Consider the following 13797-nt stretch of genomic DNA (forward strand, 5'->3'; position numbering starts at 1 on the left):
TTAAAGTTGTAGTTAAGACATAAACAATCGCGCAGGCAAGCTCTCGTGCCGCATGGCGTAGATTTCCTGGGCGATTCCAAAGCTGTGCATATCTTCCGGGTCATTTTCCCGAATGAGCACCCATTCCGCTTCGATATCATGAAGCAGTTTCTGAATCAGCATCTGCGCCTCGGTTTGTCCGATGGGCAGCAGGCGAAGTGCGCTGTTCACATAAGCGTTAACTGAGGTATACAGATGCCCGGTAACGGCTTCATCCAATCCAATCTCCAATTGATAGTTGATATAACCGTGAATGGTCGTGATGCCACAATACGCGCCGTATTCCCGTATGGCCTCATCAATTAGGGTAAAGTCCATCCATGGATAGAGTGAACGGGCCAGCTTGAGCAGTCGCTTTCCCATTTTGTGGCCGCTTTCCCTGAGTTCCCGAGGGGAGCGCTGGGCGTGGACACGTTTGTCATACAGGGCAAGTAGAGCGGCATCTTGCTGTTTTATCGCCTGATAGACGCCTTTGATGGCAAGGCCATCTAGTCGTACAAGACTGGAGTGAAGCTGGCTGCGAATAAACTGTTCAAGCTGCGCGGTATTTTGCACGGTGCCATCATGGGTGTAAGCTTCCAGACCGAAGGAATGGGAGAAACCACCGATGGGCAGGGCCGAATCCAGCAGCTGAACGTAACGGAGTAGCTTCGTGCCACTGTTCATCACGATACGTGTCCTCCTCTTGGTGTTTAATTCACAATCGAAATCTAATATAAAATATTTAGAAATATCAGATGAGCAAGCGGTTTACACGAAAACGGAGAGGGCAGAAAAAGCCTGGAGAAGCGCAGCGCTCGCCTTTATCACAAGATTTCTCCCTTTCAAAAGGGGATCAAAGAAATCTGGGGATAACAGCGATCGGAAGGTTGTTCTGCCAGCGGAGTGACCATGTGTAACCGGAATGGTCCAACTTATATTTCGCTTTTTATATTAAATGTCAAAACATAAAGTACCGCTGTGCCATAGGCAACTCGTCTGCAGGTTCGCAGGTGAGAAGCTCGCCGTCGGCACGTACCTCATAGGTTTCGGGATCGACTTCAATGACAGGGGTCACGTCGTTATGAATCATGTCTTTTTTGCTGACCGAGCGACAGCCTTTAACAGGTTCTACCCGTTTCTTCAGGCCCAATGACTCTTTGATCCCCGCATCTGCTGCGGCTTGGGAGACAAAGGTGATCGATCCGCTGGCAATGGCGCTACCATAAGCTCCGAACATGGGTCTGCCAAATACGGGCTGAGGTGTCGGGATGGACGCATTGGGATCGCCCATCTGGGCAAATGTAATCATGCCACCCTTGATGACAATCTCGGGTTTAACTCCGAAGTAAGCTGGTTTCCATACGATTAGATCGGCCAGCTTTCCAACTTCCACTGAACCGACAAGGTGTCCGATTCCGTGAGCGATAGCTGGATTGATGGTGTATTTGGCCACATATCGCTTGATCCGATCGTTATCGGAGGGGGAATCCGGGTTGAGTTCAAGTTTGCCCCGCTGTTTTTTCATTTTGTCGGCTGTCTGCCATGTGCGGATAATGACTTCGCCCACTCGGCCCATGGCCTGTGAATCGGAACTGATAATGCTGAACACGCCGAGATCATGCAAAATGTCTTCGGCTGCTATGGTTTCGGGACGAATCCGCGAATCGGCAAAAGCGACATCTTCCGGGATGGAAGGGTCCAGATGGTGACACACCATCAACATATCGAGATGCTCTTCTACAGTGTTGCGTGTGTACGGTCGTGTTGGGTTGGTTGATGAGGGGATAACGTAGGACTCCCCAGCAGCCCGGATAATATCCGGTGCGTGTCCGCCACCAGCGCCTTCCGTGTGGTACGTGTGGATCGTCCGGCCGTTGATCGCAGCCAGTGTGTTTTCGAGAAATCCGGTTTCGTTCAGGGTATCGGTATGGATAGCCACTTGAACATCATGTTCCCCGGCAGCAGTCAGGCAGGCATCGATAGCGCTCGGGGTAGTGCCCCAATCCTCATGCAACTTCAGGCCGATTACACCCGCTTCAATCTGTTCGATTAAAGGTGCGGTGCTGGAACTGTTGCCTTTGCCAAGGTAACCGATGTTCATGGGAAAAGCCTCTGCCGATTCTAACATCCGGTGGATGTGCCAGGCTCCTGGTGTGCAGGTGGTGGCTTTGGTTCCTGTTGCAGGTCCTGTTCCCCCGCCGATCATGGTCGTTACCCCGGAGGATAATGCGGTCTGAATCTGCTGTGGGCAGATGAAATGAATATGGGTATCAATGCCGCCAGCGGTTACAATCATGCCTTCACCAGCGATGATTTCGGTGGAAGCACCGATGACCAGTGCGGGATGAACACCATCCATTGTATCCGGGTTGCCGGATTTGCCAATGGCGCAGATGTGACCATCCCGAATGCCGATATCAGCTTTTACAATGCCCCAATGATCGATAATGATGGCGTTGGTGATAACAGTATCAGGAGTGCCGTCACTTCGCAGAGCAGAGGTGGACTGGCCCATCCCGTCGCGGATAACCTTGCCACCTCCGAACTTGCTCTCATCTCCGTATACGGCATAATCATGTTCAATCTCTGCCCATAGTTCGGTATCCGCAAGTCTTATGGCATCACCGGTTGTGGGGCCGAACATCGACGCATATTGTTCGCGGCTCATTCGTTTCATGAAGGTTCACCTCCATCTTGTATGGGAGGGGAGAACGTCTTCAGGAATGCCTCCAGTTTCTGTGGATCAGGGGCCTGATCCGCAGAGCCTTCCGTTAATCCGTTGAACCCGTGTATCTGGCGTTTGCCGCCAAAGGTCGTGAGTTCGACAGGTTTCTCTTCACCGGGTTCGAAGCGGACTGCGGTGCCTGCCGGAATATGCAGGCGATGTCCGAAAGCTGACGTGCGATCAAAGTCCAGGGCTGCATTAACTTCATAGAAGTGAACGTGAGAGCCGACCTGGACGGGGCGGTCGCCGCGGTTGAGGACAATCAGGCGTAGGGTTGGACGATCCGGATGACAGATGATGTCGTCATCTGGCTTCAAGCGGTATTCACCAGGAATCATGGTTTCTCCTGCCTTTCTCAGCGTATAGGTTCATGTACGGTAACCAGTTTCGTACCGTCAGGAAATGTGGCTTCTACTTGTACTTCAGGAATCATATCGGCAACACCATCCATACAGTCTTCACGTGTCAGGATGGTGCCTCCGTATCTCATTAATTCGGCAACACTCATTCCATCCCGTGCCCGCTCCATAAGTTCGGAGGTCAACAAGGCGATGGCTTCGGGGACATTCAACTTAAGTCCGCGTGCTCTTCGTTCGCGGGCGAGGTTAGCGGCCACGGTAATCAGGAGTTTTTCCTTTTCCTGCTCAGTCCAGTGCAAGGCAATCCGACCTTTCGCTTATAGTGTCTGATATGTTCATGGATCATGTTATATGTTAAATATACTCACACAGGGTGAACCCTTTGTCAATAAGCTTCAAAGCTTATTAGCACTATGCATGAAATGAGTAGGCATGAAATAAAATTATGTAAGCTATATTGACATGAAGAGTGTGACGCTCCATAATTTGGATCAACGAACATTTCGGGTGTAAATGACCTTAATGTTCGTCAATAGACTAAAAAAAGGGAGTGTAGGCTATTGAAGAAGAGGTCGGTCAAGTTATGGAGTATTTTGCTCGGTGCGGTCATTGTGATGACAGGATGTGTGGAGGGCACTGCGCCACCTGAGGCTTCAGGTTCGGGTGGTACAGGAGAGCCGGCTGCATCCGGTGAACCGATTAAAGTTGGCATTCTTCACTCTCTCAGCGGAACGATGGCGATCAGTGAGGTATCTGTTAAAGATGCCGAGATGCTTGCCATTGAAGAGATTAACGCCGCGGGCGGAGTTCTGGGTAAACAGATTGAGCCTGTAGTTGAGGATGGCGCTTCGGATTGGCCTACTTTTGCGGAGAAGGCTGGGAAGCTGCTGCAACAGGATAAGGTCGCTGCTGTATTTGGCGGATGGACCTCTGCAAGTCGGAAGGCTATGCTCCCGGTGTTCGAACAGAACAAAGGCCTACTCTTTTACCCGGTGCAATATGAAGGATTGGAATCATCGCCGAACATTTTTTATACAGGAGCAACAACCAATCAGCAGATCGTTCCATCCGTAACCTGGTTACTGGAGAACAGGGGCAAGACGTTTTATCTGCTCGGTTCAGATTATGTATTCCCGAAAACGGCCAATCAGGTCATTAAGGCACAACTCGCAGCAGAGGGCGGCGAAGTGGTAGGTGAGGAATACACACCGCTGGGACATACCGATTACAGTACTATCATTAGCAAAATCAAGGCTGCCAAGCCGGATATTGTATACAATACGCTGAACGGAGATAGCAATGTGGCCTTCTTCAAACAATTGAAGGATGCCGGGATTTCCTCGGATCAGATGACGACCCTGTCGGTGAGTGTAGCGGAGGAAGAGATCCGTGGTATCGGCGCAGACGTATTGAAGGGGCATCTGGCTTCGTGGAATTATTATCAGACAACGGATACACCTGAAAATGCAACATTTGTTGCCAAGTATAAAGAAAAATATGGTGCTGATCGGGTGACAGCAGATCCGATTGAAGCGGGATATGTGGCGGTTTATCTCTGGAAGGCGGCGGTGGAGAAAGCAGGATCAACCGACGTGGAGAAGGTGAAGGCAGCTGCCAAGGGTCTGGAGTTTGATGCCCCGGAAGGTAAGGTAACCGTGGATGGAGAGAATCAGCATATCTACAAAACCGTACGGATTGGTGAGGTGCAGGAGAATGGGCAGTTCAAGGAATTGTGGAATTCTGGTGCGCCTGTCAAGCCGGACCCTTATCTGAAAACATATGAATGGGGAGCTTCTCTCAGCACCAAATAACATAGAAACCTCGTAATAAGCACAGGTAACTCGCTTCAAAGCAGTCGATTCATAGACGAGGGTGTGACAACACATCCTCTAACCGCATTGCGGTAAAGCGTTACTGTAATGTGAAATGTGTGGCGCTGTGCTATTGGAAGTCATGTGTAATATCGAGAGTCACGTTACGGAGGAGGGGATAGCGTGGATATGTTTATCCTGCAGATGTTCAATGGTCTGAGTATCAGTTCGATTCTGCTGTTGATTGCACTCGGTCTGGCGGTAACGTTTGGGCTGATGAATGTGATCAATATGGCTCACGGTGAACTGATCATGATCGGTGCATATGCAACGTATGTAACACAAAATCTGTTCATGTCCTATGCTCCAGCGGCGTGGTTTGGTGCCTACTTTGTTGTAGCTTTGCCGATTGCGTTCATTGTGGCTGCTCTGATTGGCTGGTTGCTTGAAGTGGTGTTGATCAGGCATCTGTATGGCAGGCCGCTTGATAGCCTGCTTGCGACATGGGGTGTAGGAATGATGCTGCAACAACTGGCCCGTACGATATTCGGAGCGCCAAATGTGGGGGTATCCAGTCCGGCCTGGCTCAATGGGGGATTGGCGATCTCGGATGGCATTGTATTTCCGTACAAGCGAATTTTCATTATCGCATTGGTTGCGGTTGTACTGCTGTGCATGTATCTCTATATCTATCGAACATCTTCCGGAAGACGAATGAGGGCGGTGATGCAGAATCGGAGCATGGCGGGCTGTTTGGGAATTTCGACCCGCCGGGTGGATGGCATGACCTTTGCCATTGGTTCGGGCATTGCTGGAATTGCTGGCTGTGCATTAACGCTCATTGGTCCGATTGGTCCTTCACTTGGCACGTATTATATTGTGGATGCATTCATGGTCGTTGTTCTGGGTGGAGTAGGGAAATTGGTCGGAACCGTGTGTGGTGCACTGGGGATTGGTATGTTTAACACGCTGTTCGAAACCTATACCTCGGCCTCCATCGGCAAGGTGCTTGTGTTTGTATGTATCGTTGCTTTCCTGCAATGGAAACCACGTGGCTTGGTTGCGATGCGCACACGGAGTCTCGATTAACGTGAAGAAGGGGGTTAGTTCATGTCGGCATTACTCAAGACTGGCAGTCTGAAAATGAGGATTATCTGGGCGGTTGTACTCATCATGATGTGTCTTGCTCCACTGATCTCCACGGAGTTTCGTCTGAGTCTGTTAGCCAAGTTTTTGGCGTTGGCGATCCTGGCCATCGGTCTCGATCTGATCTGGGGATATGGGGGTGTGCTGAGTCTTGGGCATGGGGTGTTCTTTGGTCTGGGTGGATACGCGATGGCGATGTATCTGAAGCTTCAGGCCAGTGGAGCAACGCTTCCTGATTTCATGGGATGGAGTGGTCTCAGCGGTCTGCCGTGGTTCTGGGAACCCTTTCGCTCTTTCCCGATGGCGCTGCTCTTGGGGATAGCCCTTCCGGCATTGCTTGCCTTTGCTCTGGGGTGGTTTACGTTCCGTAACCGGATTACCGGTGTATATTTTACTATTCTGACACAAGCCTTGGTTCTCATTACGGTGACATTATTTGTTGGCAAACAGGAGTGGACGGGCGGAACGAATGGCATTACCGGGTATAATTCGATCTTTGGTTTTACACTTCATTCCGCAGGAACAACGATTGCTCTCTACTATATAACGCTTGCTGTTCTGGTGATCGCGTATGTGCTCTGTCGTCGAATGGTGAACAGCCGGTTCGGTCAGGTGCTCGAAGCGGCGCGTGATGGAGAGAATCGGGTGCGATTCCTCGGATATGATCCGGCGGGATATAAAACGCTGGCTTTTGCTTTTTCCGGTGCGCTTGCAGGCATCGCGGGTATGCTGTTTGTTCTTCAGGTCGGTATTATCTCGCCATCGATGATGGGGATTGTGCCTTCCATTGAGATGGTCCTGTGGGTTGCACTGGGTGGTCGCGGTACGCTTATTGGAGCGGTCATCGGAGCAGTGGTGCTGAATGCAGCCAAAACAGGCATAAGCGAGGCTTACCCCGAAGGGTGGCTGTTCGTCATCGGTGGGCTCTTTGTAACAGTAGTTTTGTTCATGCCAAACGGTATTGTAGGTGTGTATCGTCATGTCGTTCGCTTGCTGAAGCGGAGAGGAGAGAGTACGCATGTCCAAGTCACTCGGGAAAAGCCTAAAGTCTACTGAAGGATCAGCGGTGTTAGTAGCTGAGGACATTACGGTGGCCTTTGGTGGGTTCGTTGCTGTCAAAGGCATGAATCTGAAGCTGCATGAACATGACCTGCATTTTCTAATCGGACCCAATGGTGCAGGGAAAACAACGATGCTGGATGTGATATGCGGCAAAACAAAACCCATGTCCGGCTCGGTGAAGATGGCGGATGGTACGGAATTAACACGACTGAAGGAGCACCAGATTGTCCGCAAAGGTGTGGGACGCAAATTCCAGGCGCCATCGATCTTCACGGGTCTGACGGTACAGGAGAATCTGACACTGGCGGCGGAGACTCGCCGTTCCCCTTTGCAAGCCATCGGTATTCGGAGATATGGGAAGATGAGTGCGGCCATGGAGCATATTACCCTCCAGATTGGTCTGCAAGACCGTATTAACGCCCGTGCAGGAGCATTATCGCATGGGGAGAAGCAGTGGCTGGAGATCGGCATGTTGCTTCTGCAAGAGCCGCGTGTGTTGTTACTGGACGAACCAGCCGCGGGCATGACGGATGAAGAAACACACAAGACTGGGCGACTTCTGCAAGAGATTGCACGTGAGCGCTCGGTTGTGGTGGTAGAGCATGATATGGAGTTTGTGCGAGAGTTCGCAGCCAAGGTGACAGTGATGCATGAAGGGAAACTGCTGAAAGAAGGTACGATGGCGGAAGTACAGGCAGATCCGAAAGTGGCAGAAGTGTATCTGGGCAAAAGGAGGGATGACCATGCTGTCGCTGCAACGAATTGAATCTGGCTACGGGGAAAGCAATGTGCTGCGAGGTGTGAGCCTGGACGTACAGCCTGGACAGGTGGTGTGTCTGATGGGCCGTAACGGTGTAGGGAAAACGACGTTGATGAAGACATTGATGGGGTTGCTCAAAATACGCAAGGGCAGCATTCAGTGGCAAAATAAGGAGTTATCCACGTTGGACACGGCCAAGCGGGCAAAAGCAGGGATCGGTTATGTACCGCAAGGGCGGGAGATTTTCCCGCAGCTTACGGTGAAAGAAAACTTGTTGCTCGGCCTGGAGACAAGTGTACCAGGTGTAAAGACGTTCCCGGAGGATGTGCTCGCGATGTTCCCCGTGCTTGCTACGATGTATGGACGGCAGGGTGGAGATCTGAGTGGTGGACAGCAGCAGCAGTTGGCGTTCGCCCGGGCGCTGGCTTCGCGTCCGGGGTTGTTGCTGCTTGATGAGCCGACAGAAGGCATCCAGCCTTCCATTGTGGAGGACATTCGGCAGGTCATTTTGCAGCTCAAGGCCAAGGGGGATCTCTCTGTTCTGCTGGTGGAGCAGAGTATTGATTTTGTACGCAATGCTGCAGATTATATCTATATCATGGACAAAGGAACCATCACCCTGCATGGGACACCGCAAGAACTGGATATGTCGCAGTTTGCACATCATCTGTCCGTGTAGTTGTAGTTAACGTGTCGAGTGGAGAGAGAGGGTTCAGGAGCGCTTGTCCAGGATGTTCGAGTATTTCGGATATAATCGCCGTATGCATTCCGGGCAGATATCATGGGTGAATTCGGCGTGGGTATGCTTCTCCAGATAACTTTCGACGGAGTTCCAATGTTCTTCTTCATCCTTGATCTGTTTGCAGACGGCGCAAATAGGCAGCAGTCCACGTAATGTACGCACTTCAGACAGGGTCTTCTTCAATTGACGTTCTGTCTTTTTCTGTTCCGTAATATCCAAATGTGCAATCAAAGCGAGATCGGTGTCCGAAATGGGATCGGCATGGTGTAGAGGGGTGAGTTCCATGCGAAACCACTTCTCTTCGTTATATGCCGTATAAACGCAGATGTCATATGTATGATTTCGATTAAAGGGTGTTCCTCTTTCTTTCAAATTCTGCACTACAAGTGCCATATTCGCTTTCTTGCCTCGTGATGCCCATGTTTCCAATAGACGCAGGTAATGTCTATGGTTATCATTCGTATTCGGACTTGGTGGATATTGACCGAGTCCTTGTTGCCAGGCACGGTTACAACTGTGGATAATCCAGTGGTGATCAACGATAATAAGCTGGTGACTTATAGACTGGAACGACAGCCTCTCCAGATCGGATGTGACATATCTCATGGACGAGGTCCTCCTTTTGGCGAAAATCTTATCTCAGTTCATCTGGAATATCCAAAATATCAGCGACCTGATGTCTAAAACGGGTTGCTTTGCGTGTGCCGTGAATGAGATTGGATAAACGATAGGGTGGGATGCCGTACTGTTCACAAAAAGTCTTCTGGTCCACTTGGAGTTCGGTTAGCCGTCGTTTGATGGCCCATCCGAAGGGAGTCACTGGTTTTTTCTTGTTCAAAAGGGTTCACCCCTGGTTCGAATGTAGTATTCAGTCGCCCTTTCTTCATGTAGAATATATAGAAATGCGAGCTGTATATCATATTATATACGTTAATCCGTCATCTAACAATTAAAAAAGACGGAAAAAAGTGTATTTTGTGATGTTAAATGGCGTAAATGCGTTAAATAAACAAATAAAATGACAAAAAACACGTCGGCAAGGAGGTTGCCGACGTGTTTTTTTTGAATAGTTCGAATGAAGAGGGGAGCAGGTCTGGGGAAAAAGAGGATTAGGCCCTGTAGGCATGAAGTCCAGCTCCAAGCATGTGGAAACTGGGGAAAAACGATTTCATGGACATCGAGGTTGGTTGTACCAGTCCATCCGCAGCCGAGGCGCTGACGGTCTTCCATTCATTCTCCAGATCTGTGGCCAGGCGGACCATCAGATCCTTGGTTGTATCGTTGTTCAGGGGGATGACTTTGGAGGCTTCGGTTATGCAGGCATTCATGGCTGAATGCAGGTAACCAAGGACCGCCTCCTCGACCGGGATGTCGAGGTGGTGGTTAATCCAGGCGTGAACAGTGGAGAGACAGCCAACCGAATCATATTTGGCAAAGATCTGTTCGAGTTGGCTGAAATCAATCCAGGGGTGCAGAGCGCGTGCGAGTCTGATCAATCGTTTACCCATAACAGCAGCTTGTTCTCTGAGATCTCCAGGAGTTCGCTGAACATGGACGAGCTTGTCGATCAGAGCTATCCGCCATGTATCCTTGTGATCTGCTGCGGTATAGATGCCTTTGATGGCCATGCCTTCAAGACGAACGATGCTGGGATGCAACTGACAACGCATGAATGATTCGAGATCTTCAGCATTACGAATGGTACCCTCCTTGATATGGATATCCATGCCGAAGGAATGGGTGAACCCTCCAACCTGAATAGAGGAATCAAGCAGTTTGACATAATCGAGCAGCTTATTCCCACGGTTCACAATCATTCGCCTCCTGTGTTCGTTAAATGTTACATTAAGTAACATTTATATTCCTTTTTGTTTGCTTTGTGTTTGAAAATCCGAATTTTATGATAGTAATCATCCCATAAATGTCCGCTTTTTGTCAATAGAATCATTGGAATTTAATGTTTTAAATTTGAATTCCGTTATTCGTGTTATTTTATATAACGTTAGTGGTTAAATATTCGCGAAGTGTAGGGAGGACTATATATAAATGATTACACAGATCGGCTCTATCCGGAAAAGAGGGGATCAAAACTAATGATATGCAGTTCATGACTGAACATGACGAGAATATGCGATTTTTGAGGAAAATGCCTAGCTGATAAAGAAGTATTAAAAAGTGCTTTACTTTTAGATCTAAAGCCGGTATAATCAATTCTGTTGCCGATTATTTACGACATGCGGTCGTGGTGGAATGGCAGACACGCTATCTTGAGGGGGTAGTGGGCGTATGCCCGTGGAGGTTCGAGTCCTCTCGACCGCATCATATGAACGTTTAAGAAGAAGCTTTCCTTTATTGGAAAGCTTCTTCTTTTTGTATTTTCGATCAGTAGAACCTTAGGTCAGAAAAAAGGCCATCCATTACCGGGGGCAATGGTGCTCTACCTTCCGGCTACGGGTGGCCAATGTATTATTTTTGAAGCAAGTTCTTGATATCTTCTTCAATCTTGTCAGGTGTTGTTTTGGGAGCATAACGTTTAAGTACCTGTCCATTCTGATCCACAAGGAATTTGGTGAAATTCCATTTGATTGCTTTGGATCCGAGCAGGCCGGGTGCTTCTTTGCTAAGGTGCTGGAAGAGAGGGTGAGCGCTTGAGCCGTTCACATCAATTTTCTCGAACATGGGGAAGCTCACGCCATAATTCATCTGACAGAACTCGGCAATATCATCGGAAGAGCCTTTTTCCTGTGCAAACTGGTTGCTTGGAAAACCAAGGACTTCAAATGGTGCATCCTGGAACTTGTCTTGCAATTCTTGCAGACCTTTGAATTGAGGTGTAAGGCCGCATGAGCTTGCCGTATTCACAATTAGTAACACTTTGTCACGGTAGTCGGACATTTCAACTTCTTGACCGCGAAGGGTATTCACTTTGTAATCGTAGACTGTCATCTAAATCGCCTCCATTTATATCCTCTATTATATTGGTTACAATTAAATAATGCAAAACTAATGTGGTGTTAAAAGAATCAAAACAGGCAAGTTGTGCAGAATACGTGAATGAATTGCGATGTGATTTTCGTCAGAGTGAGAATTAGATAGATTTAAAGAGATGCATAGAGTATGATCTTGTTGTAAGCGTTATTATGGGTGGGTATTGGCAAAAATCTGCCGATTCGGTGATCTGTGCGGACTTTACACCGTCATGGCGCGGGTGTATGATTCATAACGTAATTTCAATTTAAACTAAATTGTACCTGAAAAACGAAACAAACGATAATATCGCTCGATCTTACCTTAAGGTATACGAACGATGTTTTAATCGCTGAGTTTCCATTCATTGATGAGTGGGAAACGGGGGAACCAACAGAATGCGCTGTCCAGGACAGTAGGCATTCATGGGGTGAATTTTCCGGTGACAGCCGGAAATAGGGCGACTCTCGCGCCCGAATCCGTCAGCTAACCTCGTAAGCGTTAAAGGGAGAGGCAACAAGCCGTACGCTGGTTCATGGCGTTTTCGCCATGAATTATTTAAGAAGCGTTCGGGAGGCCTTGGTCCCCCACGCTTCTTTTTTGTTGTCTTTTCACGCCAAGGGAGGAACGAATGATGGATACTGAGATGATCTTAGTGACTGCTCCGAATGAAGCAGGACGCAAATTTATCAAATTGCTGATGTACAAAAAAATGCCGTTTGCCGTTCTAACCAACAGTGCAGGGGAAGAGCGGAAACTCCGTAGAATCGGGGTAGAGCATGTTATTCGTATGAATACGGCTGCAGCTCAAAAATGGTTTTTGCCGCAGGGTAGCGTAGGAAACGTGTTTATTTTCGAGAACAGCCTGAATCTGACCTGTCGATATTTGCAGATCTGCCGTTCGTGGACATCGAAGTCCCTGTGCGTCATTACGGAGCAGAGTCATCCAAAGGGCATCTATCGAGGAATGGGTGCAGACCGGATTGTGTATTCACTTAATGGAGAAGTCGGCTTTCTCCTGAATGGTTAGTGCGCTAGCTTGTTAGCTTGTGATTGCTCCGGTGTAAGGGGCCTGTTATAATTGAACATATCAATAAACGGAAATTTGAGGAGACTCATGCGTGATGGTGAGTCTTCTTTTTTATGGTTTTAAAGGTAGTTCAAAAAGTCTGCTTTTGATTACGAAGGATGCCTAGCGGCATGATCAGCATCGAATATGAAATTCAGCCGAATAAGAATATGCTTACGAAGTATGTTTCCTTCGGAAACATTGTAGTTGCTCACGTAGTTTTCCCTACGCTCCGCTACTCCATTTCTAGCTTCATTCCATCTTCTCGGTACTGAAAACCAGACTTTTTGAACACGATTAGGATGAGGAATCGCCTGTGGCTTACAAGGAGGAATTGGCGTGCCGGATGTATGTGGATTAAAGTGGTTGTTTTTTGATGTTGGAGATACGTTGGTGGATGAATGGGAGCCGGTTGATGATATTATCGGACAGTTCGTCCGCGAGGCTTGTGCTTTGGGGTATCCGGTGAAGATTGAGGCGGTACGCGAACTGTTCGCGAACTGTTACCAGAAATATGAGCAATGGCCTATGAGAGTGGCGATTCGCACATTCATTGGAGACGAGAAGCACCAGAAACAGATTCAGGACAAACTGAAATTTCAAAAAGATCTTGAACATCCTTTTCCTTCAGCGGATTCGGTTCTTCAGCACTTGTCGAAGCATTATCGCATTGGCATTATTGCCAATCAAAGTCCCGGAACGGAAGAGAGACTGGAGAGCTACGGGTTGCGGAAGTATGTTGATGTTCTGGCCTGTTCCGCTGAAGAAGGGGTGTCCAAGCCAGACCCTGAGTTATACGCTGTGGCCTTGAAGCAGGCCGGTTGTGAACCAGCTGAAGCCGTCATGATCGGGGATCGGATCGATAACGACATTATTCCTGCTCGGAAGCTGGGCATGCGTACGATACGGATTATGCAGGGTTACGGGAGATTCCAGCCGGAACTATCGGATGACGAACGTGCGGATTGGACCGTTGATTCATTGGATCAGCTCCTGCCGTTATTGGTGCCAAAGCAGGATTAGATGATTGCGTACGAGAGGTTCTACTATAAATGAAAACACGTTGCTGTACAGCGACAATAAAGGCTGACCAACTTGGGTATTGCATACCGGAGTTGATCAGCCTTTTTATTAT

General features: G+C 48.7%; 15 protein-coding genes, 1 tRNA gene and 1 riboswitch. Of the genes, 8 read left to right on the forward strand and 8 right to left on the reverse strand.

Annotated elements, in window-relative coordinates; all coding sequences use genetic code 11:
- Positions 1-12 precede the first annotated feature (12 nt).
- From AC1S8V_RS07145 to AC1S8V_RS07160, 4 genes are all read right to left on the reverse strand, one after another.
- On the reverse strand, positions 13-705 hold the full coding sequence (locus AC1S8V_RS07145; RefSeq protein ID WP_482074418.1) for an urease accessory protein UreF: 693 nt from the start codon (positions 703-705) through the stop codon (positions 13-15).
- Positions 706-979: 274 nt separating this feature from the next.
- Positions 980-2698 (reverse strand): urease subunit alpha, encoded by a 1719-nt coding sequence (gene ureC, locus AC1S8V_RS07150; protein WP_482073033.1) that lies wholly within the window; start codon positions 2696-2698, stop codon positions 980-982.
- On the reverse strand, positions 2695-3084 hold the full coding sequence (locus AC1S8V_RS07155; RefSeq protein ID WP_482073034.1) for an urease subunit beta: 390 nt from the start codon (positions 3082-3084) through the stop codon (positions 2695-2697). The genes ureC and AC1S8V_RS07155 overlap by 4 nt, the downstream gene beginning before the upstream one ends.
- Before the next feature lie 17 nt (positions 3085-3101).
- On the reverse strand, positions 3102-3404 hold the full coding sequence (locus AC1S8V_RS07160) for an urease subunit gamma (RefSeq protein WP_062833121.1): 303 nt from the start codon (positions 3402-3404) through the stop codon (positions 3102-3104).
- Positions 3405-3665: 261 nt separating this feature from the next.
- Here AC1S8V_RS07160 and urtA point away from each other — a divergent pair, with 261 nt between their 5' ends.
- The 5 genes from urtA (at position 3666) to urtE (ending at position 8563) form a co-directional block, all read left to right on the forward strand.
- Positions 3666-4916: an urea ABC transporter substrate-binding protein gene (urtA, locus tag AC1S8V_RS07165; protein WP_482073035.1), complete on the forward strand. Its 1251-nt coding sequence runs from the start codon at positions 3666-3668 to the stop codon at positions 4914-4916.
- A gap of 183 nt (positions 4917-5099) precedes the next feature.
- Positions 5100-6005 (forward strand): urea ABC transporter permease subunit UrtB, encoded by a 906-nt coding sequence (urtB, locus tag AC1S8V_RS07170; RefSeq protein ID WP_036610830.1) that lies wholly within the window; start codon positions 5100-5102, stop codon positions 6003-6005.
- Between the two features lie 21 nt (positions 6006-6026).
- On the forward strand, positions 6027-7118 hold the full coding sequence (gene urtC, locus AC1S8V_RS07175) for an urea ABC transporter permease subunit UrtC (RefSeq protein WP_482073036.1): 1092 nt from the start codon (positions 6027-6029) through the stop codon (positions 7116-7118).
- On the forward strand, positions 7081-7890 hold the full coding sequence (gene urtD, locus AC1S8V_RS07180; protein WP_482073037.1) for an urea ABC transporter ATP-binding protein UrtD: 810 nt from the start codon (positions 7081-7083) through the stop codon (positions 7888-7890). The genes urtC and urtD overlap by 38 nt, the downstream gene beginning before the upstream one ends.
- A complete protein-coding gene (gene urtE, locus AC1S8V_RS07185) occupies positions 7868-8563 on the forward strand; it encodes an urea ABC transporter ATP-binding subunit UrtE (protein WP_482073038.1) in 696 nt (231 codons plus the stop codon). The genes urtD and urtE overlap by 23 nt, the downstream gene beginning before the upstream one ends.
- 33 nt (positions 8564-8596) lie before the next feature.
- Here urtE and AC1S8V_RS07190 read toward each other — a convergent pair whose 3' ends face one another.
- The 3 genes from AC1S8V_RS07190 to AC1S8V_RS07200 form a co-directional block, all read right to left on the reverse strand.
- Entirely contained in the window at positions 8597-9232 is a 636-nt protein-coding gene (locus tag AC1S8V_RS07190; RefSeq protein ID WP_482073039.1) for a hypothetical protein, read from the reverse strand.
- 28 nt (positions 9233-9260) lie between these two features.
- On the reverse strand, positions 9261-9464 hold the full coding sequence (locus tag AC1S8V_RS07195; protein ID WP_482073040.1) for an XRE family transcriptional regulator: 204 nt from the start codon (positions 9462-9464) through the stop codon (positions 9261-9263).
- Between the two features lie 271 nt (positions 9465-9735).
- The gene (locus tag AC1S8V_RS07200) at positions 9736-10437 is read right to left on the reverse strand and encodes an urease accessory protein UreF (protein WP_482073041.1); all 702 of its coding nucleotides are present in this window, start codon (positions 10435-10437) and stop codon (positions 9736-9738) included.
- 425 nt (positions 10438-10862) lie between these two features.
- Here AC1S8V_RS07200 and AC1S8V_RS07205 point away from each other — a divergent pair.
- Positions 10863-10945, forward strand: a tRNA-Leu gene (locus AC1S8V_RS07205).
- A 147-nt stretch (positions 10946-11092) separates the two neighbouring features.
- On the opposite strand, the gene AC1S8V_RS07210 is transcribed toward AC1S8V_RS07205, so the two are convergent.
- The gene (locus AC1S8V_RS07210) at positions 11093-11572 is read right to left on the reverse strand and encodes a glutathione peroxidase (RefSeq protein ID WP_076330010.1); all 480 of its coding nucleotides are present in this window, start codon (positions 11570-11572) and stop codon (positions 11093-11095) included.
- A gap of 361 nt (positions 11573-11933) precedes the next feature.
- Positions 11934-12109: riboswitch (cyclic di-AMP (ydaO/yuaA leader) on the forward strand.
- A 115-nt stretch (positions 12110-12224) separates the two neighbouring features.
- Here AC1S8V_RS07210 and AC1S8V_RS07215 point away from each other — a divergent pair.
- The gene (locus AC1S8V_RS07215) at positions 12225-12623 is read left to right on the forward strand and encodes a hypothetical protein (protein WP_482073042.1); all 399 of its coding nucleotides are present in this window, start codon (positions 12225-12227) and stop codon (positions 12621-12623) included.
- Between the two features lie 378 nt (positions 12624-13001).
- Entirely contained in the window at positions 13002-13685 is a 684-nt protein-coding gene (locus tag AC1S8V_RS07220) for an HAD family hydrolase (protein WP_482073043.1), read from the forward strand.
- The last annotated feature ends 112 nt before the right edge of the window (positions 13686-13797 follow it).

This window comes from Paenibacillus sp. B46(2026) (genome assembly GCF_056786355.1).

Excerpts from the sequence above, each read along its gene's own strand:
- AC1S8V_RS07145 (WP_482074418.1), bottom strand. The coding sequence starts at position 705 with ATGAACAGTGGCACGAAGCTACTCCGTTACGTTCAGCTGCTGGATTCG.
- ureC (WP_482073033.1), bottom strand. The coding sequence starts at position 2,698 with ATGAAACGAATGAGCCGCGAACAATATGCGTCGATGTTCGGCCCCACA.
- AC1S8V_RS07155 (WP_482073034.1), bottom strand. The coding sequence starts at position 3,084 with ATGATTCCTGGTGAATACCGCTTGAAGCCAGATGACGACATCATCTGT.
- urtC (WP_482073036.1), top strand. The coding sequence starts at position 6,027 with ATGTCGGCATTACTCAAGACTGGCAGTCTGAAAATGAGGATTATCTGG.
- urtD (WP_482073037.1), top strand. The coding sequence starts at position 7,081 with ATGTCCAAGTCACTCGGGAAAAGCCTAAAGTCTACTGAAGGATCAGCG.
- urtE (WP_482073038.1), top strand. The coding sequence starts at position 7,868 with ATGCTGTCGCTGCAACGAATTGAATCTGGCTACGGGGAAAGCAATGTG.
- AC1S8V_RS07190 (WP_482073039.1), bottom strand. The coding sequence starts at position 9,232 with ATGAGATATGTCACATCCGATCTGGAGAGGCTGTCGTTCCAGTCTATA.
- AC1S8V_RS07210 (WP_076330010.1), bottom strand. The coding sequence starts at position 11,572 with ATGACAGTCTACGATTACAAAGTGAATACCCTTCGCGGTCAAGAAGTT.
- AC1S8V_RS07215 (WP_482073042.1), top strand. The coding sequence starts at position 12,225 with ATGATGGATACTGAGATGATCTTAGTGACTGCTCCGAATGAAGCAGGA.